The organism is Marinimicrobium sp., assembly GCF_002695945.1.
Taxonomy (GTDB): Bacteria; Pseudomonadota; Gammaproteobacteria; order Pseudomonadales; family Cellvibrionaceae; genus Marinimicrobium; species Marinimicrobium koreense.
On the sequence record NZ_NZQP01000019.1, the window covers coordinates 1 to 21,146 of the forward strand.

At 58.1% G+C, this 21,146-nt stretch carries 23 protein-coding genes; 5 read left to right on the forward strand and 18 right to left on the reverse strand.

The features are described 5' to 3' along the window. Positions 1 to 317 precede the first annotated feature (317 nt). Positions 318 to 1,667, reverse strand: a complete 1,350-nt coding sequence (locus CMG77_RS03205) for a GntP family permease (protein WP_286805608.1) — start codon at positions 1,665 to 1,667, stop codon at positions 318 to 320. Positions 1,668 to 1,702: 35 nt separating this feature from the next. Further along, positions 1,703 to 2,227 (reverse strand): gluconokinase, encoded by a 525-nt coding sequence (locus CMG77_RS03210; RefSeq protein ID WP_246004359.1) that lies wholly within the window; start codon positions 2,225 to 2,227, stop codon positions 1,703 to 1,705. 125 nt (positions 2,228 to 2,352) lie between these two features. Between CMG77_RS03210 and CMG77_RS03215 the strand changes: the two genes are divergently transcribed. Further along, positions 2,353 to 3,387, forward strand: a complete 1,035-nt coding sequence (locus tag CMG77_RS03215; protein ID WP_123637964.1) for a LacI family DNA-binding transcriptional regulator — start codon at positions 2,353 to 2,355, stop codon at positions 3,385 to 3,387. Positions 3,388 to 3,394: 7 nt separating this feature from the next. On the opposite strand, the gene maoP is transcribed toward CMG77_RS03215, so the two are convergent. The 12 genes from maoP to pilB form a co-directional block, all read right to left on the reverse strand. Beyond that, the gene (gene maoP, locus CMG77_RS03220) at positions 3,395 to 3,688 is read right to left on the reverse strand and encodes a DUF413 domain-containing protein (RefSeq protein ID WP_123637963.1); all 294 of its coding nucleotides are present in this window, start codon (positions 3,686 to 3,688) and stop codon (positions 3,395 to 3,397) included. Between the two features lie 202 nt (positions 3,689 to 3,890). Then, on the reverse strand, positions 3,891 to 4,157 hold the full coding sequence (rpsT, locus tag CMG77_RS03225) for a 30S ribosomal protein S20 (RefSeq protein WP_024460873.1): 267 nt from the start codon (positions 4,155 to 4,157) through the stop codon (positions 3,891 to 3,893). Between the two features lie 104 nt (positions 4,158 to 4,261). After that, the gene (locus tag CMG77_RS03230) at positions 4,262 to 4,600 is read right to left on the reverse strand and encodes a Na+/H+ antiporter subunit G (protein WP_286805604.1); all 339 of its coding nucleotides are present in this window, start codon (positions 4,598 to 4,600) and stop codon (positions 4,262 to 4,264) included. Positions 4,601 to 4,610: 10 nt separating this feature from the next. Next, positions 4,611 to 4,880, reverse strand: coding sequence for a K+/H+ antiporter subunit F (locus CMG77_RS03235; RefSeq protein ID WP_286805602.1), 270 nt, complete (start codon positions 4,878 to 4,880; stop codon positions 4,611 to 4,613). Then, a complete protein-coding gene (locus tag CMG77_RS03240) occupies positions 4,865 to 5,392 on the reverse strand; it encodes a Na+/H+ antiporter subunit E (protein ID WP_024460870.1) in 528 nt (175 codons plus the stop codon). Before CMG77_RS03240 ends, CMG77_RS03235 begins: the two co-directional genes overlap by 16 nt. Continuing rightward, complete coding sequence (locus CMG77_RS03245) at positions 5,389 to 6,906, reverse strand: monovalent cation/H+ antiporter subunit D (protein ID WP_286876464.1); 1,518 nt, start codon at positions 6,904 to 6,906, stop codon at positions 5,389 to 5,391. The genes CMG77_RS03240 and CMG77_RS03245 overlap by 4 nt, the downstream gene beginning before the upstream one ends. Beyond that, positions 6,903 to 7,250, reverse strand: a complete 348-nt coding sequence (locus CMG77_RS03250) for a Na+/H+ antiporter subunit C (RefSeq protein WP_286805597.1) — start codon at positions 7,248 to 7,250, stop codon at positions 6,903 to 6,905. The genes CMG77_RS03245 and CMG77_RS03250 overlap by 4 nt, the downstream gene beginning before the upstream one ends. Beyond that, a complete protein-coding gene (locus tag CMG77_RS03255; RefSeq protein ID WP_286805595.1) occupies positions 7,250 to 10,063 on the reverse strand; it encodes a monovalent cation/H+ antiporter subunit A in 2,814 nt (937 codons plus the stop codon). The genes CMG77_RS03250 and CMG77_RS03255 overlap by 1 nt, the downstream gene beginning before the upstream one ends. A 353-nt stretch (positions 10,064 to 10,416) precedes the next feature. Then, a complete protein-coding gene (coaE, locus tag CMG77_RS03260) occupies positions 10,417 to 11,019 on the reverse strand; it encodes a dephospho-CoA kinase (RefSeq protein WP_286805593.1) in 603 nt (200 codons plus the stop codon). Between the two features lie 3 nt (positions 11,020 to 11,022). Beyond that, entirely contained in the window at positions 11,023 to 11,895 is an 873-nt protein-coding gene (locus CMG77_RS03265; RefSeq protein WP_286876463.1) for a prepilin peptidase, read from the reverse strand. Between the two features lie 3 nt (positions 11,896 to 11,898). After that, the gene (locus tag CMG77_RS03270; protein WP_286805852.1) at positions 11,899 to 13,164 is read right to left on the reverse strand and encodes a type II secretion system F family protein; all 1,266 of its coding nucleotides are present in this window, start codon (positions 13,162 to 13,164) and stop codon (positions 11,899 to 11,901) included. A gap of 5 nt (positions 13,165 to 13,169) precedes the next feature. After that, on the reverse strand, positions 13,170 to 14,897 hold the full coding sequence (gene pilB, locus CMG77_RS03275) for a type IV-A pilus assembly ATPase PilB (protein ID WP_286903603.1): 1,728 nt from the start codon (positions 14,895 to 14,897) through the stop codon (positions 13,170 to 13,172). Positions 14,898 to 15,353: 456 nt separating this feature from the next. Between pilB and CMG77_RS03280 the strand changes: the two genes are divergently transcribed. The 4 genes from CMG77_RS03280 (at position 15,354) to CMG77_RS03290 (ending at position 18,633) form a co-directional block, all read left to right on the forward strand. After that, entirely contained in the window at positions 15,354 to 15,842 is a 489-nt protein-coding gene (locus CMG77_RS03280) for a pilin (RefSeq protein ID WP_286805850.1), read from the forward strand. Positions 15,843 to 16,419: 577 nt separating this feature from the next. Next, the gene (locus CMG77_RS15745) at positions 16,420 to 16,656 is read left to right on the forward strand and encodes a protease complex subunit PrcB family protein (RefSeq protein WP_353743445.1); all 237 of its coding nucleotides are present in this window, start codon (positions 16,420 to 16,422) and stop codon (positions 16,654 to 16,656) included. Positions 16,657 to 16,991: 335 nt separating this feature from the next. Beyond that, positions 16,992 to 17,477 carry a DUF6795 domain-containing protein gene (locus tag CMG77_RS03285; RefSeq protein WP_286805849.1) on the forward strand — a complete coding sequence of 162 codons (486 nt, stop codon included), beginning with the start codon at positions 16,992 to 16,994 and terminating at the stop codon, positions 17,475 to 17,477. Positions 17,478 to 17,493: 16 nt separating this feature from the next. After that, entirely contained in the window at positions 17,494 to 18,633 is a 1,140-nt protein-coding gene (locus CMG77_RS03290; protein WP_286805847.1) for a lipase family protein, read from the forward strand. Positions 18,634 to 18,699: 66 nt separating this feature from the next. Here the strand turns inward: CMG77_RS03290 and hepT are convergent, their stop codons facing one another. The 4 genes from hepT to cysQ form a co-directional block, all read right to left on the reverse strand. Continuing rightward, a complete protein-coding gene (hepT, locus tag CMG77_RS03295) occupies positions 18,700 to 19,116 on the reverse strand; it encodes a type VII toxin-antitoxin system HepT family RNase toxin (RefSeq protein ID WP_265368699.1) in 417 nt (138 codons plus the stop codon). Beyond that, a complete protein-coding gene (locus CMG77_RS03300; protein ID WP_265368698.1) occupies positions 19,106 to 19,495 on the reverse strand; it encodes a nucleotidyltransferase family protein in 390 nt (129 codons plus the stop codon). The genes hepT and CMG77_RS03300 overlap by 11 nt, the downstream gene beginning before the upstream one ends. 154 nt (positions 19,496 to 19,649) lie before the next feature. After that, positions 19,650 to 20,213 (reverse strand): sugar O-acetyltransferase, encoded by a 564-nt coding sequence (locus CMG77_RS03305; RefSeq protein WP_286805846.1) that lies wholly within the window; start codon positions 20,211 to 20,213, stop codon positions 19,650 to 19,652. 4 nt (positions 20,214 to 20,217) lie between these two features. Beyond that, complete coding sequence (cysQ, locus tag CMG77_RS03310) at positions 20,218 to 20,988, reverse strand: 3'(2'),5'-bisphosphate nucleotidase CysQ (RefSeq protein WP_286876461.1); 771 nt, start codon at positions 20,986 to 20,988, stop codon at positions 20,218 to 20,220. Between the last annotated feature and the right edge of the window lie 158 nt (positions 20,989 to 21,146).

Consider the following 21,146-nt stretch of genomic DNA (forward strand, 5'->3'; position numbering starts at 1 on the left):
TCGTCGAGGTATACCTGTCGGGGACCCGCCGTGAATCCGTCCCTGGAGGCTTCTCGTCGGCTCCCTGCCTCCGAGAGTCCCCGACAGGTATACCTCGCCGAGACCCTCAGTGCCAATAGGCGTTTTGTGTTGCGAGCGTGACGGGGTGGAGGGTAGGCCGGTTGGAGACTCTCTGAGGCATGGATGCCGATGAGAAGCCTCCAGGGGCCGCTCTTTGGCTCCTGCCACCGCGGCATTCGTGCATCCATGCACATCATGGATTCACGGCGGGTCTCCAACCGGCCTACCCTCCACCCTCCCCAAAACTCTATGCGAAGCTACAAAACCGTACTCAAAATCAATACAACAATCAGGCCAACCACCCCGAGGATGGTTTCCAGAACCGTCCAGGAAGCCAGAGTCTGGCGCTCGGTCAGCCCCATAAACTGCTTCACCAGCCAGAACCCCGAATCGTTGACGTGGGACAGCACCGTGGCGCCGCAGGCAATGGCAATGACGATGCAGGCCGTTACGCCGTCAGAGTAACCACCGGCGCTGACCAGGGGCGCCACCAGCCCGGCGCTGGTGACCATGGCCACGGTGGCGGAGCCCTGGGAGACGCGGATGACGGTCGCGACCAGGAAGGCGAACAGGACGACCGGGAGGTTTGAGGCGGTCATGGCCTCGACCAGTGCATCGCCCACGCCGGCGGCGATGAGGACTTTGCCGAATACGCCGCCGGCGCCTGTCAGCAGGATGATCATGCCCACCGGCTCCATGGAGCGGGTCGCCACTCGTTGGATTTCGTCTCGGCTGAAGCCCAGGCGGGTGCCCAGGAAGTAGAAGGAGAGCAGGGCGGCGACCAGCAGGGCGGTGAAGGGGTGGCCGACAAAGGCCATAATCTGGGCCGCATCGTGGCTTTCGCCGAGCCAGGTTTTGGTGGCGGTGTTGAGCAGGATCATCGCCAGGGGCACCAGGATAATGCTCAATACCAGGGTGAAGCCTGGCTGTGGGCGATCGTTCTGGTGGTGGCTGTCCATCTGGACCTGAGCGGTGTCTGGTAACTCGGCGTGGATGCGGTTGCCGATAAAGCGCCCGAAGACGATGCCGCCGAGAATCGCGGCGGGAATGCCCGCCAGCAGGCCCACCAGAATGACCCAGCCGAGGTCAGCGCCCAGCAGCGAGGCGACCGCCACGGGGCCGGGGGTCGGGGGGATGAACGAGTGGGCCACGGCAATACCCGCCACCAGTGGCATGCCGTAAAACAGCAAGGATTTGCCCGTGCGCTTGGCCAGGCTGTAGACCAGTGGAATAAAGAGGATCAGCGCCACCTCGAAAAAGACCGGAATGGCGACAATCAGGCCGAGGGTCATCAGGGCCCAAGGGGCTTTGTCTTCGCCGGCTTTGCGGGTGAGGGTGTTGGCAATCTGCTGGGCGCCGCCGGAAACCTGCAGGATTTCCCCGATCATGGTGCCCAGCCCGATCACGATGGCGATATAGCCCAGGGTGCCGCCCATGCCCTGCTGGATGACGTCCGCCACTTCGGGCAGGGGCACGCCGCCGGCGATGGCAACCCCCATGCTCACCAGCAGGAGGGCGACAAAGGCCTGCAGACGCAGGGCCATGATCAGAAACAGTAGAACACCGATGCTGACAACGGTGACCGAGAGCAAGTAGGTGGCTGACATGTTGTTATTATCTCCTGTCGTTTGTGGGCGCCGTTTTAGTCGGAGCGGGCCTTGAGGGATTCTATGTAATCAATGGCCTGGTCCAGCACGCCGGGTACCGGTGGGTGAATGTTCAGGGGGGTGACATCGGGCTCTTTCTGCAGGTCCGGGCGCTCCAGGGCCTCGAACTGGCTGTCCAGCAGCTCCGGGGGCATGAAATGCCCCTGACGGGCGCTGATCCGGTCGGCGATAGTGTCCGCATCGCCGTCCAGAAACAGGAAGTGGGTATCGAGACCGCAGTGCCGGAAGGGTTCACGATGGCTGCGCTTCAGGCCGGAGAAGGCAAGGACAAAGGTGGCATCGCTGTCGGCATGCTCTTTCAGGTAGTCGCACATCCGGGCAATCCACGGCGCGCGCATTTCATCGGTCAGGGGTTTGCCCGCCGCCATGTGCGCTTTGGCCGCGTCACTGTGAAAGTCGTCCGCATCCAGGTAGGTAAAGCCGAAGTGTTCCGACAGCGCTGAGGCCATCGTGGATTTGCCCGCCCCGGAGACGCCCATCATGATCAGCAGAGTTGCCAAGGTGTGTCACCCTCATTCCCAAAAAATACGGATTATAACGCGGGAGGAGGTTAGCGCACTTATTATGTTAGCGCAAACATTTGGGCTGTGATAATCTGCCGGTTTTTGGAAGAGGGAGTTGGACAGTGAGCACCCGGGCGAGAAAAAAGCACTCCCAGGCCGTCACCCTGGCGGATGTGGCGCAATACGCCGGCGTCAGCGGTATCACTGTATCGAGGGTCATTAACCATCCTAATAAAGTGTCGCAGGCAACGCGGCAGGCCGTGCAGGAGGCAATCGATATGCTGGGTTACATTCCCAATCAATCCGCCAGTTCTCTGGCATCAGCGCGCTCACGCGTGATCGGCGTGGCGATTCCGTCGCTGTCGAATATTGTATTCACCGATGTATTGCGCGGCATCTACGATGTCGCGGGCACCTCGGGCTACAAAGTGCTGATGGTGGACACCCACTACTCGGCGCTGGAGGAGGAGCGCATGGTACGCACCCTGCTCAGTCAGTCGCCCGAGGCCATGATTCTCACCGGTGGTGAGCAGACCCAGGCCTGTGAGCGCCTGCTGCTGAAGGCCAAGATCCCGGTGGTCCAGATCATGGACCTGCTGGATGAGCCAATGGATATGAACGTCGGGGTATCGCACTTTGAGGCCGGTGCCGCCGTGGCGGAGCAACTGCTGTCGGCGGGGTACGGTCAGTTGGGCTTTATCGGTGCCCGTATGGACAAGCGGGTTCGGGAGCGTCTGGCGGGCTTCAAGTCGGTGCTGGAAAGCCGGGGGCGGTTCTGGCGGAACTTCGTCCAGGTGACCGATCGGCCCTCATCCATCGAGTTGGGGGGCGAGCTGTTTCGGGCGCTCATGGGGCAAGCCGGCGGCGTAGTGGACGCGGTGTTCTGCTGCAACGACGACCTGGCCCTGGGGGCGTTATTCGAAAGTCAGCGTATGGGCCTGGATGTGCCGGGTGATATTGGCCTGTGCGGCTTCAACGACTTCGAAGTGTCGGCATTTACCAACCCGTCATTGAGCAGCGTGGCCGTGCCCCGATACCAGATGGGGGTGACGGCGGCGGAGATGATCATTACCGCCTTGAACGGCGGTGAGGTCGGGCAGAAGAGGCGCGACCTCGGTTTTGAAGTCGCGCTCCGACAGTCTACCGATCATCTCTAAGAGCGCATCAGGCGCTTTTGCGCAGACCGGTTGACGAGTTCTGGACGATGCTCAGGTATTTCAGCCAGGCCTGTTCCACGGGATTCTTCGGGGCGGCCTGTTTGGCGATGACCTTGAGCAGGTGGCGGTCCTCATCAGTGGGGTCGGTCACCTCGCCTCGGCACAGGGCGTGGATCAGCGCGCCGTGTTTGCGGATCAGGCGGGCCTGGATGCCGGATAACTGGCTGGAGTGGTCAAAACCGGCGGGAAAGTGCTCCCGGTCCTGAAAGGGCTGCTTGAGGTAGTGCTCGCGCGGCAACATGGTTGCTCTCCTTTACCGTAACGTGGGTGGAATTGACACCTCGATCACGTTATACGATGTTTCTGGCAGAAATATGTCAGCGCGGAGTGAATTTTTCAGCAGCCACCTGAGGCCGGATTCCCAGGCACAAAAAAACCGGCACGAGGCCGGTTTTTTCTGGCGCCGCGGTCAGGCCGTGGCGCGGGTCACAGTCGGGTCAGGCTCAGGAAGCCATCGCCTTGATGTGGCCGTTCAGGCGGCTCTTATGACGAGCGGCCTTGTTCTTGTGCATCAGGCCCTTGTCAGCCATGCGGTCGATGACCGGAACAGCGGCGGTGTAAGCGGTTTTGGCCGCTTCCTGGTCGCCGGATTCGATGGCCTTGACCACGTTCTTGATGTAGGTGCGCGTCATGGAGCGCAGGCTGGCGTTGTGCTTGCGAGCCTTTTCGTTCTGGCGAGCGCGCTTCTTGGATTGAGGTGTATTTGCCACCGTGGAGCTCCTGTTACGTATTCAGACTGAAATTCGGTCGTCCGGCAGCCATTCGCACAAGCCGGAATCAAGGACGCGACATTATGCCCATTTGGAGCCGTATGTCAACTGTCCCGGTGCCAATGGCGCGTATCCTTGCGGTAGGGCAGGCGCACATGCAGGGCGGCCTTGGCCACAATATGCGCGCTCACCGGCGCGGTGATAAACAAAAACAGCGCAATCAGCAGCTCGTGCAGGCTCAGGCCGTCGCCGCGAGTGCTGAAAAACACCATGGAGGCGACGATCATGCTGCCCACGCCCAGCGTCGTGGCCTTGGTGGGGCCGTGCAGGCGCATGAAAAAGTCCGGCAGGCGCGCCAGCCCAAAGGAGCCGATCAGCGCAAAGGAGGCGCCAACCAACAACAGAATGGACACCAGCCATTCGATCCAGCTTGTCTCGCTCATGGTCTTGCTCCTATTCAATGATGTCGCCGCGCAACAGGTACTTGGACAGGGCAACGGTGCCCACAAAGGCCATGACGGCAATCAGTAGCGCCGCCTCGAAATACAGCATGGACTCCTTCGAGAGCCCAAACAGCACCAGCAGAGCGATGGAATTGATATACATGGTGTCCAGCGCGAGGATCCGGTCCGGCAGCGACGGGCCCACCGCCAGGCGCCACAGGTTCAGCACCAGGGCCAGGCTCATCATCACCAGGCTGATCTGGATTACGATGTCGAGCATTCGAAAATCTCCTTAAGCGGCGCTTCATAACGCTGTTTGATGGTCGCCACAGCTTCGGCCGGATCATTCACGTGCAGCGTGTGGATGATCAACCGCTTGCCATCGGCACTCAAATCGGCGGACACGGTACCCGGAGTCAGGGAGATGGTGCTTGCCAGAATGGTGATTGCGAAGTCCTGTTCCAGGTCCAGCTCCAGAGTCATGAAGGCCGGCTTGAGGGACTTGGGTGAACCCAGGATCAGGCGCGCTACGGTCCAGTTGGCGATCACAATATCCCAGAGCACCACCACCACAAACTTGAACGCCACACCCGGGCGGCTCAAGGTCATTTCCTGGGGCCAGAAGGACTGGGTGACAAAGGGGATGAACCAGGCGAGCAGGCCCCCCAGAACCAGATGGCCGCCGCTCACGTCATTGGCCAGAAGAAACCACAGAAACAGCATGAACAGGCTGAGTACCGGGTGCGGTAAAAGCCGCCGGCGCCGTCGTCGGGTATTGGTCAGGGTGCTCATGGGTTCCCCCCTACAGTGGTGTGGCGCAGCACGCTGTCAATGTACTGGCCCGGGTTCAATAGCTGCTCGGCCATGGCGTCGGTGTAGGCGATGATCGGCTCGCCCCACAGTGCCAGTGCCGGTGTCGTTGCCAGCAGGCCGAGCGCGGCGGCCAGCGGCAGCAGCGAGGCTTTCTGGGTGTTGGCCACCACCTCCGTGGTGCGCCAGAAAAAAGTACTGCCACTGCGACTCAGGGCGGTAATGGAGGCAAGCCCGCCCAGCAGCACCAGCCCCCAAAGCCAAATGGCGGCGTAGCCGGTACCGGCCGATTGCAACAGCAGTACCTTGCCGACAAAGCCACTCAACGGCGGCATGCCGGCCACACTCAGGGCGGCCACAAAAAACATCAGTCCCAGGGTCGTGCTTTGGGGCAGGGTGGGGCCGGTACGGATGGCGTCGCTGCCGTCCTGACGCTGGCGGCGGATCAGGTCGACAATCAGATACAGTGCGCCGCACACCCAGGTGGAGTGGGCCAGATAGTAAAAGGTCGCACTCAGGGCTTCAGCGGTGTTCAGGGCCAGGCCGGCGAGCAGGGTACCCACCGAGATGATCACCAGGTAGGACACCTGCATACGCAGATTGCGGGCGGCCAGTACACCGATAACCCCCAGTGCCAGGGTGACCAGAGCCAGTGGCCACAGCCAGGGCTGAATCAGGTTGGCCAGTTCGCCGGCGTGATCGCCAAAGATCAATGTGTAGACCCGGGCGATGGAATAGACCCCGATTTTGGTCATGATGGCGAACATGGCCGCGACCGGAGCGCTGGCCGCGCTATAGGCCCGGGGCAGCCAGAAGTACAGCGGCACCATTGCGGCTTTTAGACCAAACACCACCATAAACAGCAGGCCGGCCGCCGCCACAATCGGCGCGTCCTGGGCGGGCAGGTTGGCCACCTTGGCGGCCATGTCCGCCATGTTCAGGGTGCCGGTAATGCCGTACAGGGTGGCCACGGCAATCAGAAACAGGCTGGAACCCGCCAGGTTCAACACCACATAGTGCAGCCCGGCCCTTGCCCGCTCCGGGCCTCCGCCCTGCACCAGCAGCGCGTATGAGGCGAGCAGCAATACCTCAAAACAGACAAACAGGTTGAACAGGTCGCCGGTGAGAAAGGCGCCGTTGACCCCGAGCAGCAACAGGTGCAGCAGGCCGTTCAGGTTGTAGGCCGGGTGGTCCATGGTGCTCGCCGCGTACCAGATGGCAAAGAACGCCAGCACACTGGTCACCAGCACCATGAAGGCACTGAGCCGATCCAGAACCAGAACGATGCCAAACGGCGGCGCCCAGTCCCCCATGGCATAGACCTGAATGACACCACTGCTGGCGGTGTAGAACAGCAGCAGGGAAACGATGACCAACAGACCGGCGCTGATCAGGCTGACCGTGCGGGTCAGCACAAAGCCCTTGCCGGCCAGTAACAGCAGGATCACCCCGGTGATCAGTGGCAACAGCACCGGCAGTGCAATCAGGTGACTCATGCCCGGTCCTCCTGCGCCGCATCGCTCGGCGTACCGTCGACATGGTCATTGCCAAGCTCGGCCCGTGCCCGCAGGGCGAGCACCAGGACAAAGGCGGTCATGGCAAAGCTGATCACGATGGCGGTCAGTACCAGGGCCTGAGGCAGTGGGTCGGCGTAGTGATCGCTGGTGCCGATCACCGGCGGCGCGCCAGCGGTCAGGCGGCCCATGACGAAAATGAACAGGTTGACCGCATAGGTGAACAGAGTCAGCCCGACAATGACCGGAAAAGTCCGGCCGCGCAGCATCAGGTACACGCCGCAGGCGGTCATCACCGCGATCATGATTGAAATCAACAGCTCCATTAAATCTTCTCCCCTTGTTCATTGGTGGCCGGGGCTTCGTGGGTGGTCTGCGCCAGCTTGCCCAGGTGCGCCAGAATCAGCATGGTGGCACCCACGACCGTGACATAGACGCCGACATCGAAGGCCATGGCGGAGGCGAGCTCAAAGTCGCCCACAAATGGCCAGTGCACATGCGTGAAGGTCGAGGTCAGGAAGGGGTAGCCGAACAACCAGCTTGCCAGCCCGGTGAGCGTGGCAATCAACACGCCGGTGGCGGCCACTTTCCGGTAATTCCAGCGCAGGCGCTGCTGCATCCACTCGGTACCGGTGGAAATATATTGAAGGATCAGCGCCACACTGGTGACCAACCCGGCAATGAACCCGCCGCCGGGCATATTGTGACCGCGCAGGAAAATGTACAGGGACACCATGATGGCGAGCGGAAGCAGGATGCGGGTCATCACCGACAGAATCGGCGGATGCGGCTCGCGGGCCCAGCGACGACCGTCGCCATCGGCCTGGGGCAGTGGCAGTTTCAGGCCGTGCAGCATCGCGTAGATACCAACGGCCGCCAGGGCTAGCACGGTGATCTCCCCGAGGGTATCGAAACCGCGGAAATCCACCAGAATCACGTTGACTACGTTGGTGCCACCGCCACCGCTAACGCTGTTTTCCAGGAAGTAGTTGGAAATGGGGGTGAACGGCCGGGTCAGCACCGCCCAGCACAGGGCGCCAATGCCCGCCCCGGCGCTGCCGGCAATGGCAATATCCCGAACCACGCGTCTGGGTGGTGACTCGTTGGGTGTCATCTGGGGCAGGAAGTAGAGCGCGAGCATCAGCAGAACGATGGTGACCACTTCAACCGACAGCTGGGTCAGCGCCAGGTCCGGGGCGGAAAACCGGATGAAGGTCAGCGATACGATCAGGCCCACCACGCTCAGCATCAGCAGGGCCGCAAACCGGTTGTGATGAATCAGCACCGTGCCGAACGCCGCGATCACCAGCAAGGCGGTGGCGACCAGGCTTACAGGGTCCATCGGGGTCAGCGAAGCGGAACCGGTCCACTCGGCCAGAGACCAGAGCCCCGCGGCGCCCACGACCAGGGCTGAACCGAAGAACAGCGCCAGATAGCGCTGGAGCGAGCCGTTCTCAAGCCGGTCGGTAACCCACTGGGCGGCCAGGACGCTGCGTTGTACCCGATGCTCGAACACCAGCTTCTCGTCCTTGCGGAACTTGCGCTCGTAAAACGCAAACAGCCCTTTGCGCTGGGTGTAGAGGAGAATACCGCCGGCCAGGGCGATGGCGCTCATCAACAACGGCAGGTTGAACCCGTGCCAGAGCGCAATGTGGTACTCCGGCATCTCGTGCCCGAGAACCGCCGTGGCAGCCGCGTGGATAAAGGGCTCAATGGTGTAGTGGGGCAAAATACCCACCACCAGACAGAGCACCACCAGAATCTCCACCGGCACTTTCATGTAGCGGGGCGGCTCGTGGGGCGGATACTTGGGCAGATCCTGAGGCTCGCCATTGAAAAAGACATCGTGAATAAAGCGCCATGAGTAGGCCACTGAAAACAGCGCCCCTAGGGTGGCCAGCATCGGCATGATCCACCAGAACTGACCGAGATACTCCAGGTGCAGGCTCTCGGCAAAGAACATCTCCTTGCTCAGGAAGCCGTTCAGGAGCGGTACGCCGGCCATGGCGGCGGACGCGACCATGGCCAGTAGCGCGGTATGCGGCATGTACTTCCACAGGCCGTTGATCTTGCGCATATCCCGGGTGCCGGTCTCGTGGTCGATGATCCCGGCCGCCATGAACAGCGACGCCTTGAAGGTGGCGTGGTTGATGATGTGAAACACCGCCGCCGCTGCCGCCAGCTCGGTGCTGAAACCGAACAGCAGGGTAATCAGGCCCAGGTGGCTGATGGTGGAGTAGGCCAGCAGGCCTTTCAGGTCGTGTTTGAACAGGGCCGTATAGGCAGCGTACACCAGCGTGGCAAGGCCCACGAAGCTGACGATAAAGAACCACAGCTCGGTGCCCGCCAGTGCCGGGTACATCCGGGCAAGCAGAAACACCCCAGCCTTGACCATGGTGGCCGAGTGCAGATAAGCCGACACGGGGGTGGGGGCGGACATGGCGTGAGGCAGCCAGAAATGGAACGGGAACTGGGCGGACTTGGTAAAGGCGCCCAGCAGCACCAGAATCAGGGTGATTGGGTAGAGCGCGTGGGCGCGGATCTGATCCCCGGCGGCGAGAATCTCGGTCAGATTAAAGCTGCCGACAATATGTCCCAGCAGCAGTGCGCCCGCGAGCAGGCAGAGGCCGCCCGCCCCGGTAATCGCCAGCGCCATCCGCGCCCCTTTACGGGCCTCGGACTGGTGGGACCAATAGCCGATCAGAAGGAACGAGCTCAGGCTGGTGAGCTCCCAGAACACCAACATCAGAAGGATGTTGTCCGACAGCACAATGCCGAGCATCGCCAGCATGAATATCTGCAGCAGGGCGTAGAGCTTGCCCAGAGAGTCCCGTGAAGACAGGTAGTAACGGGCGTACAGCATGACCAGCAGGCCGATCCCGGTGATCAGCAAGGCGAACATCAGCCCCAGGCCGTCCAGGCGGAGGCTCAGATCCAGCCCCAACCCGGGCAGCCACGCCTGATGGAAACGAAAGGTCTCGCCGGCCAGCACCGCTGGCGTCAGGTAAAGCAGCAGCCCCAGGGAGATCAAAGGCGCTAACGCCGCCGACCAGGCGCACAGGTTGCGCCCGAAGCGCTCCGTGGCGAGGGGGACCAGCGCGCCCAGGAGCGGCAGGAATACAATCAAAAACAGTGTCATAAGGTCTCTCACACCTTGTGGGTATTATTCATCTCCGCCCGGACAAGTATAACCGGGGATACCTTGAGATTCGTTGTGGGTAACAACAGACGGGGTTACAGCGACGCGGGTGGGTCGGTAAAGAAGGGGTGGCGTTTTAAAGTGAAGCCTTGGGGCTCATGGTGGTGCGGCATCGCGGTCATTCCCGTGTCTTAGGTCGTTGTGGACGTCGTACCAGAAACCGGCAAATGCTTTTATACACTGTAAAGGGGGCCGAGTACCAGTATTGCAGAAGCCTCTTAACCTATGTTAACCCTCGGTGGATGACCCGCAAACGGTCCGACGTATCGGAGCGTTTGCGGGTCATCCACCGATCACTGACCCGCAAACGCCAGATAACCCCGATGCAACTCTTCCACCCGCTTCTCTAAATCGACCAGACTCCCGGTGTTATCCAACAAGTCATCCGCCCGCTTTAGCCGCTCGGCTCGCGACATCTGACTGGCCATGATCCGCTGGATCTGCTCCGGGTCCGCACCGTCCCGGGCACTGGCCCGTGCGAGCTGGAGGGACTCCGGCACATCCACCACCAGAATCCGGTCGACCAGCTTATCCTGCCCGGTCTCAAACAGCAGGGGAGACACCAGTAGGGCGTAGGGACCTCGCGCCGCGGCCAGCCGCGAACGCAACTCCCGGTTGATCAGAGGGTGCAGCAAGGCTTCAAGCCAGGTTTTCGCGTCGGGATCGGTAAAGATGATGGCGCGCAGGGTCGGGCGGTCCAGGGTGCCGTCAGGCGTCAAAATATCCGGGCCAAAGTGTTCGGCAATGGCCTTCAGGGCGGGCTGGCCGGGTTCGACCACCACCCGCGCCATATCGTCCGCATCCACGGCCTCAATGCCTGTCGCCTGGAAGGCCCGCATGACGGAAGACTTGCCGCTGCCGATGCCTCCGGTAACGCCGATAACCCGCTCCGCCATGATTCAGGGAGCCGCGAACTGAAGGTACTGTTGGAGCAGGCTGTCGCCCCAGATAAAGGCAATCCAGCCCGCAATGGCCAGGTAGGGGCCGAAGGGAATGGGAATGTTCTTGTCCCGGCCCAGAATCAGCATCATGCCGATACCGATCACCGCGCCCACCAGGGACGACAGCAGCACCACCAGGGGCAGCATCTGCCAGCCCAGCCAGGCGCCCAGCGCGCCGAGCAGTTTGAAATCGCCGTAGCCCATGCCTTCCTTGCCGGTCAGCAGCTTGAACAGCCAGTAAATCGACCAGAGCGACAGGTAGCCCGCCACCGCGCCCCAGAGGGCGTCCTCCAGTGGCACAAAGCCCCCCAGATGATTGACGATCAGCCCGAGCCAGAGCAGCGGCAGCGTGATGGCATCGGGTAGCAGTTGGGTATCGATGTCGATCATCGTGAGCGCAATCAGCGACCAGGTGAACACCAGTGCCGCCAGGCCGACGCCGGTCACGCCAAACTGGTGAATCACAAACAGGCTCGACAGGCCCGTCACCAGCTCGATGATCGGATAGCGGGCGGAAATCCGGCCTTTACAGGCCGAGCATTTGCCCCGCAGCACCAGATAGCTGATCACCGGCACGTTCTCCCAGGGCTTGATCCCGTGCCCGCAGTGGGGGCAGGTGGAATTGGGGGTGATCAGGTTGAACGTTTTCTGCGGTTCCGGTGGTGACTGCTCCAGCAGCTCGCAGCACTGCGACCGCCACTCCGACTGGAGCATTTTCGGCAGGCGATAGATCACCACATTGAGGAAGCTGCCAACCAGCAGACCTAAAACAGTGGCGCTGATGAGCGCCACTGAGGGGTATAACTCTAATACTTCGTGAATAGATGCCATGAATTAAACGACCTGACCGATTTGGAAGATCGGCATGTACATGGCAATCATAAGGCCACCGACCAGTACGCCAAGTACGGCCATAATCATGGGTTCAAGCAGTGATGTCAGGCTGTCCACCTGGTTGTCGACGGCTTCTTCATAATACACCGCGACTTTCTCGAGCATTTCGTCCAGAGCACCTGATTCCTCGCCGATAGAGGCCATTTGAATCAGTAAGGTTGGGAACATTTTCTGCGCTCGAATTGCTGTGTTTAACTGAATGCCTGTTGATACATCTTCGCGTATTTTAATAATGGCGTCCCGGTAAATTCGGTTGCCTGCTGCACCTGCCACCGATGTCAGTGCGTCGATAAGTGGAACGCCTGCAGCGAAAGTCGTGGAGAGTGTGCGTGCAAATCGTGCCATAATTGAAAGGTACAGAATATTCCCTACCACAGGTACTTTAAGAATATATCTGTCGATAGCATAGCCTACACTTTCAAATCTTTTCTTTGCTTCCTTGAATAAAAATACAAACGCAGCCGCTCCCAGTATAATTTTGAACCAGTGGTTTTGAGCCAACTCTGATAAGTTCAAAACAAAAAGAGTAAATGCAGGGAGGTCTGCACCAAAACTACTAAATGTCTCGGCGAACTGCGGAACCACTTTGACCAGCAGAATACCTGTAACGATGATGGCGACAACTATTACGGCTATCGGGTAAGTCAAAGCTTTTTTGATTTTGGCTTTCAACGCCTCCGTCTTTTCCTTATAAGTGGCGATGCGATCCAGCATGGTTTCAAGGGCGCCAGATTGCTCTCCAGCCTCGACAAGGTTGCAAAACAAGTCATCAAAATACTTTGGATGTTTGCGCAGGGCTTGAGCGAAACCTCCTCCGGCGGCTACATCCTCCCGAATTTCCATCACCAGCTTTCGAACATTAGGGTTGTCCAAACCATCCGCTACAATTTCGAACGATTGAACCAATGGCACCCCGGCCTTCATCATAGTGGCCATTTGTCGGGAAAAGACGGCAATATCGCTGGGCTGTATTCGCTTTCCTCCGCCACTGAATAAAGGCTTCGGTTTTTTCTTGACCTGATTTGCTCGAATACCCTGCTTCAGGAGCTGAGCTTTGACGATTGCCGGGCTTAAGCCTTCTACCTCTCCTTCTATTTTAGAACCCCTTTTGTCAACCCCCTTGTAAACGTATGTTGAAGAAGTCGACGTTCGGGGTTTGGGCTTGTTTTTTGATGTGGCTGGTTTAGCTTGGGCGGTGGTGGCCATAAGCGTTAATCCTTGGTGACTCGGTTGGCTTCTTCAAGGCTGGTCACCCCTTGCGCCGCTTTGCGCAGGGCTGAAATCCGCAGGTTATTAAAGCCCGCTTCGCGGGCCGCTTTGGCAATTTGCAGGGAGTTGCCTCCCTCCATTATAAGACTGGCAATGGTCGGCGTGATGCGAACCACTTCATAGACCCCGACACGACCTTTATAACCATTGGTGCACTGTGCGCAGCCCACCGGGTGGTAAAGTTCCAGTTCGCTGCGGGGAATCCCGATCTCGTCGAAACCCTCTTCACTCAGCACGGCATCCGGGATATCCGTTGCGGGCTTCTTGCAGCTTTTGCACAATCGACGGGCCAGGCGCTGAGCGATAATCAGGCTCACACTGGTGGCCACGTTAAAGGCCGGCACGCCCATATTGAGCAGGCGGGTCAGCGTTTCCGGGGCGCTGTTGGTGTGCAGGGTGGACAGCACCAGGTGGCCAGTCTGGGCCGCCTTGATGGCGATTTCCGCCGTCTCCAGGTCCCGGATTTCCCCCACCATCACCACGTCCGGGTCCTGACGCAGGAAGGAGCGCAGGGATTCGGCAAAAGTCAGCCCTACCCGGGTGTTGACCTGAACCTGGTTGATCCCCTCCAGGTTGATTTCCACCGGGTCTTCGGCGGTGGAGATGTTGCGTTCGCTGGTATTGAGAATATTCAGGCCAGTGTAGAGGGATACCGTTTTCCCGGACCCCGTGGGACCTGTGACCAGAATCATACCCTGAGGCTGGGCCAAGGCATCCATATAGAGTTGCTTCTGGTAATCCTCGTAACCGAGCGCATCAATGCCCATTTTGGCGGAGCTGGGATCGAGAATCCGCAGCACGACCTTCTCCCCAAACAGGGTAGGCAAGGTATTCACCCGGAAGTCGATCGCCCGGCTCTTGGAAATCTTCATCTTGATCCGACCGTCCTGGGGTACCCGGCGTTCGGAAATATCCATCTGGGACATTACCTTCAGGCGTGCCGCCAGGCGGGTCGCCAGGTTGATTGGAGGCTTGGCCACCTCCTGCAGGATGCCGTCTGTGCGAAAACGCACTCGATACGCTTTTTCATAGGGTTCAAAATGGATATCCGAGGCGCCACCCTTGATGGCGTCCAACAGAATCTTGTTGATAAAGCGGACAATCGGAGCCTCATCCTCTTCTTTGCCCCCGTCATCCTTCGGGGCCTCGGGTTCTCCGCCCTCGGTTTCCAGGCTATCCAGAGCGTCGTCGTCCAGTCCGCCCAAGGTGTCACTAATCGACTCTTCTTGAGCGTTGATGTAACGGTCAATAGCGGACGCCAGCTTGTCAGCCTCAACCAGAATCGGGTCTGTGTTCAGGCCGGTATTGAACTTAATTTCGTCCAGCGCATGAAGGTTGGTTGGGTCGGCCACTGCCAGAAACAGCCGATTGCCCCGCTTCATCAAGGGCAGGGTATGGTGCTTCTGGATCAGTTTCTGGTCCACAAGCTTCGCGGGTATTGATATAGCTGAGAGACTATCGAGGTCAAATACCGGGGTGCCGAATTCGTCGGCGGCGACCCGGGCGATAGTGGAAGCATCGAGAATCTGATGAGTGACCACATGCTGCACAAAGGGCACGCGATCGCGTGCCGCCTGGGCCTGAGCCTGGCTCGCCAGTTCGGAATCCAGCAGGCCATCGTGGACCAACCGGCGTGCCAGGCCGCTGAGAGCGGGTGCAGAGGTATTCATAAATGCCTGATTTCCAAGAGCTTTTATTCTGTTCGCTGACCATGTGCCACGGCGGATGAAAGCCGACCTGTGGCGTGAAAGTCAAAGCAGAGTCTTAACTGTATACGATAAGTCCATGGGATATCTACAATTCTAGCGCAGGAATCGTTCTTGGTGCTTTTAAGCCCAATTCCCCGTCCCTCTATAAACTGTGATGCGGTTCACAATATTGAAAATTGAGGGGTGGCTATGCCTGATTCTTTGGCTGGAAAAGACGTCGTCCGGTTGGTGAGGGTGACAAAAAATGTCATTGGCAGGCAGGGTGCGTCCAAGGTTGTCGCATAAATCATTATTATGAAGGGGGTCGGGTTGATTATGGAGTGACCATGGCTCAGGTGGTGGGTTTGGGCGGTTTTGGCACAGCTTATGCAGTCTCTCCTCTGTCTGTAACTATATCCACCAACGGAGTCTCAAACCATGAAACAGATGCAAAAAGGTTTTACTTTGATTGAACTGATGATCGTTGTAGCGATTATCGGTATTTTGGCTGCGGTAGCTCTGCCTGCTTACCAAGACTACACGATTCGAGCCAAAGTTTCTGAGGGGTTAACGTTGTCCTCCGCGTTGAAGACTGCTATTTCAGAAACTTTCCAAAGTCGTGGTCCGGGAACTATGCTTTGTAACGATGCGGCGACTTGTGCCGCTCTTGGCGCCTCTCCGATGACCGCTGCACAGTTGGCACAAAACCAGAATGTTACTTCCATCGAAAGTGATGCTACAGGGATCATTACAATTACCTATGATCCTTCTGTGGTTCCTGCTGGGGCCGAAACTATCTTGATCTCTCCACAAGATAGTGCTGGCGCAGCTCTAGATCTGCAGGCAGCCGGTGCTGGAACGCAAATTACTTGGGATTGCTCTGGTGGTACGGTAGAGGCGAAGTATCGTCCCGCCAACTGCCGTTAATTCAAGCGTTACACGGCTCGTTTCCAGCAAGACCTTCGTTTCGGCGGAGGTTTTGCTTTAAAATATGAAGCTGTTAACGTTAATTGACTTAAAATTATTAAAATCTTGCTATTCCTATTTTATTGAATGATGGCTGTCAGAGCCTTGTTGGTGTCCAACACCAATGCTGGGTGGTTGCTTAGCTGTTCCTTTGCCCCCTTATCTCTACGCTTTTTCATTATCGTTTATAGTCTCGCATACTGGGTACACGCTATGCTCCCGGAAACGGATGATCTTCGGGTGTGATGCAGGATTCTCTCGTGTGAAATCTTTCCCGATGCCAGTAGCTGTTTGCTTGGTGTGATAGGCTGCGGGTCAGATCAAACCTAGTCTGGCGTCGTGGAACCTCATCCCGTTAGCTGGCAGGCTGCCTTCTTAGACTGAAGTGGTCGCATGCCCGAATAACACAGGGCACTCCGATATTGACGGGAGCTTGGCGGAACATATTACCAATGCCCATCGCTTTCGCGAGCTTTATTTAGCGGCCAACCCAGACTCCTAGGACGATGTTCCTGAAATCGATTTTGATGAACGTGCTGTGATTGCCGTATTGGCTGGCCGACAGTCAAATGGTGGTTATTCGGTATATGTCAGTGAAGTCGACGCACGGGACGGCGGTCTTGATGTGGGCTATACGCTGGTGTCTCCGTCCTCGGATTGCGCGGTTACCACCCAAATGACGTATCCTTACTGCTTTGTGTCTCTGCCGAAAGTCCAGGATCAGGTTCATCTTTCCGGCCAAAGCGTATCGGCCTGCGGGCTGGAATTGGAATAGAACGCCAATACGGTACCGTTGCGATTATCGATCGATAAGAACGGAATTGTTGGCGTGCAATACTCTTGTCGATACCGGTTCAGCGGCGCTATATTGCAACCTACACGTCGAGATGCTCGGCACTAAGTTGTTTTCGACGCCAGATCCTTTGGGTTTTTGTGATCTGGCTCTCAAAGCGAAGGCGTGTCAGGTTGGCACAGGGATTTTCAGGGACACCGTAGCTGCTTCATCCAAGTTTCGCTCTTGCGTAATCTTCCTGCTTTAAATCCCCTGCCTTCAATCTTTAAGTGCCGGTAGCCAATACGAACATGGCGATCTTGTTGAGGGCGGTACATTTGAAAGTTCTGATTGTGGTTTTAGTCGGTATTGTGTTTTTTACGTTTGTTGCAAGTGGAGTTGCTATGACATCGCTAATCAGGGGAGAGAAAACCGAGATCGTTGTATTTTCGCCTATGGCAGGGCGCCTTTTGTTTGAAGGTCGGCCTGTTTCGGGGGCTGAACTGAAACTATGGGTTAAATGGAAGGATAAAAAAGGTGAAACCTATCATTATAAGACCGATGAAGACGGTATTTTTTTCATTCCCCAGTTAAACGATACGTATAGGGATAGCCCGCTTGCTCAGCTCGTAATCACCCAGGAGATAACCGTGGAATATCGCGGTGAGAGCTATTTAATATGGACGTTGAGTAAAAGCAAAGGGGAACTGAACGTCGAATTCGGGGGAGAGCCTAAAAATCTGGTCTGCGAGCTAACTGAAGATCTTCGTCCTATTCGTACCGATGATGCACTTTTGGGGGCCCGCTGTACTTGGGAGGTTTGATTTAAAAGGAGTTTTTATGAGTACATTGAGTCCAACGGTTGCGGCGGAACTAGCGACTGATATCTACCGGGTACAAACAGACAATCAGGTGCCTATCTTTCTGTCCCATCCCGCTTTTTCCAGAACGAAGTCTAAACCCTCAACCGCTTTTCGGCACCTAAAAGCCGAGCTGGGTGGCCGGCTGATCCTGAACCGAAAGAATGGTTTTGGAATATGCTCAATGGGCGGAGATTATCATGAGGGCGAAGTGTTTCTGGTGTTCAGAGGTACTACGTCGGCCAATGATCGAGCCGACTTTCTGACCGATGCGAGAATTGGCATCACCAACAACGAAGCTGGTTTACCTGTTCACTGTGGGTTCCATCATTGTTTTGCCAGTATGCTGCCTGCACTCAAAGCGTTTTTCGCCTCCTTGGGAGGCAATATCAAAGTGGTCCACTGTGTGGGCCATAGTCTGGGAGGCGCGGTGGCCTCTCTGGCAGCGGATTGGGTTGCCAGACACCTCAAGTATGCGACGCGGCTCTATACGTTCGGGGCGCCACGGGTTGGTACTGACTGGTTTGTGAAAAGTACCACCTCCGCTGTTCAGGGGGTGAATATGCATCGGATTTATCACAAGACGGATCCGGTGGCCATGGTGCCTTTATATCCGTTTATGCATGCCCCTTATAACTTACCAGGTCACTATATACACTCTCATGAGCCTCTGTTGTCAGGCGACGCTCATCGAATGGATCGCTATGTGAAGTCTGTGAAGGGGAAGTCCTGGGAGTCGATCAAGGGAAACCCCGAGCCACCTTATACGCTTGAGAGTGCTATTGAGTCCTGGTTGGAGTCTAAAACGCCGGTAAACAGTTCATCACCAACATTCTGGAGGTGGGTCGACTCGGCGCTGATCTATGTCATCAAGAAGGTCGCCATGGCGATGTTGGTGACGTTTCAGGGGGGCGTTTATCGGGTTTTTCACGGTGGCGGACAAGATGGCTTACCTGTTGGCGAAGGGCATCAAGATGGCGGAGCATGTCGGTTACTGGGTGGAACGCCTGATGCGAAAGATCATGCAGGCGTTGGGGATGCGCGCCCCAGAGAGCAGGGAATCGCTGACCGAGGGGTTGATTCGCCACGTACTGCGACGGTTGATGGCTCAGTCAAATAAAGATGCTCGAAACGCGATTCAGAAGTCAGATGGTTGATGCAAAGGGGGTAACGCTTCAGCGCGGCATTAGCCAATATCTTCTTTCCGCGTGAGGAAATCCACAATGATCTGGTGGCGACTCTCAACGAGCAATGTTTCAATGATGTGAAAGTCGATATTCAGGTAATCGTGCACAATGCGATTTCTAAGTCCAACGATCGCGTTCCAGCTTGTCAGATCGTTTTTGGAAATAACCTTTGCCTCCGATAAGGCCCGGAACGCATCATAGGCGGATACGGGAACTTGATGCCCCTTGGTTTTCAGGAGGTGTTTGGCCTTGCCTATCGCATTTTCCGTAAGCACCTGGATGGCATGCAGCACTCCATTCTGTTCCAGCTCTGTCAAAGTCTCTCCTGAACGGATACGCTGAACGGCCTGGTTTAGTAGGCGTCCTTGCCGCTCTGCGAGACGGGCGGTTTCCTGTAAATACAGATCAAGCTGCATAGACATCGTTCCAGTAGTGTTCTTCCAGATCGCGCCAGGTTCGGCTTAAAAAATGAAACCAGGGGAGCCGGGTTATCAGGGGGCGCCCCTCTTCGGCAACCGCCGCTCTCATGGCCAGTCCCGCCGTCGGTAGCTCCACCAGATCAATGGCTTCTGCAGGGACGGACAGCCAGTTGGCGAGATCCAGTCGTAATGTTTCCGTTTCGGTAAGTGTGTTCCAGGTATCGTTCAGGGCTTTGGGCCACTGGATGGCAAAATCCCAGTCGCTGTCGGGGTGGGCGTCTCCTCTGGCCCGGCTGCCTATAAGCGCACAAATCTCAAGCTCTGGGAAACGGTTGGCTAGGTGGGCGCTCAAGCGATCAAGGTCTTTGTTTGTCATAGCCGTTGCGGGTCTGGTTCATGAGGTTATGGTTTGATTCTACGGGGCGGAGTGGCGGGCGGCAAGTTGGGTGGGTGTTGTGGGGTTACGGCGGGTGCGCTTTGCTTACCCGCCCTACGCAGAGTTTGAGTGCCACCCATCGAAGGGTTGGGGTTCAGATTGGGCGGATGATGCGGGCGGGGTTACCAGCGGCGAAGTGGTCGGCGGGGATGTCTTTGGTGACCACGGCGCCGGCGCCGATGACGCAGCGGTTGCCGATGGTGACGCCGGGGCAGATGATGGCGCCGCCGCCGATCCAGACGTCTTCACCGATGGTGATCGGTCTGCCGGCTTCCAGCCCGGAGGCGCGCTCTTGGGCATTCATTGGGTGGGTGGCGGTGTACACCTGGGCGGCGGGGCCGAACAGGGTGCGGGCGCCGATGTGCACCTCCGCCACGTCGAGTACCACGCAGTTGAAGTTGAAAAACACCTTTTCGCCCAGGTGGATGTTGTCGCCGTAGTCGCAATAGAAGGGCGGTTGCATCCAGACGGTGTCGCCGCCGTCGGGAATCAGTTCGCGCAGTAGCTGGCGACGCTTTTTCACTTCGTTATCCCGGCTGGCATTGAGGCTTTCGAACAGCAGGCGCGCCCGGCGACGGGCGGCGCAGAGTTCGGCATCCATGGGGTCGTACAGCGCCCCCGACAACATTTTCTCCCGCTCGGTTTGGTGATCGCTCACAGCATCAGGCGCCTCGGGCAATGAAGAAGGGGTTCAGTACCGACTCTTCCTGGTTGTAGCGCAGCGGCTCGCCGCTCTCGGCGACGTTCAACTGCCCGCCGGCGCCCAGCAGTACCGCGTGGGCGGCGCCGGTGTCCCACTCGCTGGTGGGACCCAGGCGAGGGTAGAGGTCGGCTTCGCCCTCGGCAATCAGGCAGATTTTCAGGGAGCTGCCCATGCTTTTGATTTCCGGGGCGTCGAAGTCGTCCAGGAAGGCCTTGAACGCGTCGCTCTGGTGTGAGCGGCTACCCACGATGCGCCAGCCGGTGTTGTTCGCGGGTGCCTTGCTGACGGTGATCGGGGTGTCCTGTCCATTAACGGATTTCCAGGCGCCTTGCGTCGCGGTGCCCCCGTGGTAGGTGCAGCCCAGCGCCGGCGCGTCCACCACGCCCCAGGTGGGTTCGCCGTGCTCGATCAGGGCGATGTTGACGGTGAATTCGTCGTTTTTCTTCACGAACTCCTTGGTGCCGTCCAGGGGGTCCACCAACCAGTAGCGGTCCCAGGTTTTGCGTTCGTCCCAGGGGGCGTTTTCACTCTCCTCGGACAGGATGGGCAGGTCCGGTGTCAGGCGCTGTAGGGCGTCGACGATGACACGGTGGGCGGCTAGATCGGCTTCGGTGAGGGGGCTGTCGTCGTTCTTCTGATAGACCTCGAAGTCCTTCTGGTAGACGGTCATGATGGCGTCGCCGGCGGCTTGGGCGGCCTGAATGATGTCGGAATAGGGGATGGTTGGCATCTTTGGGTAAAGCTCCTTGAGAGGGTGGGTGCCGAACGTGTTTTGGGGGAGTATACCGAAAAGTAGGGTGGGGGCCGAATAGGGGTGGTTTTTGGGGGTGGGGTCACGTTGGTTTACGGCGGATGCGGGCTTCGCCCTTATCCGCCCTACGCGATCCG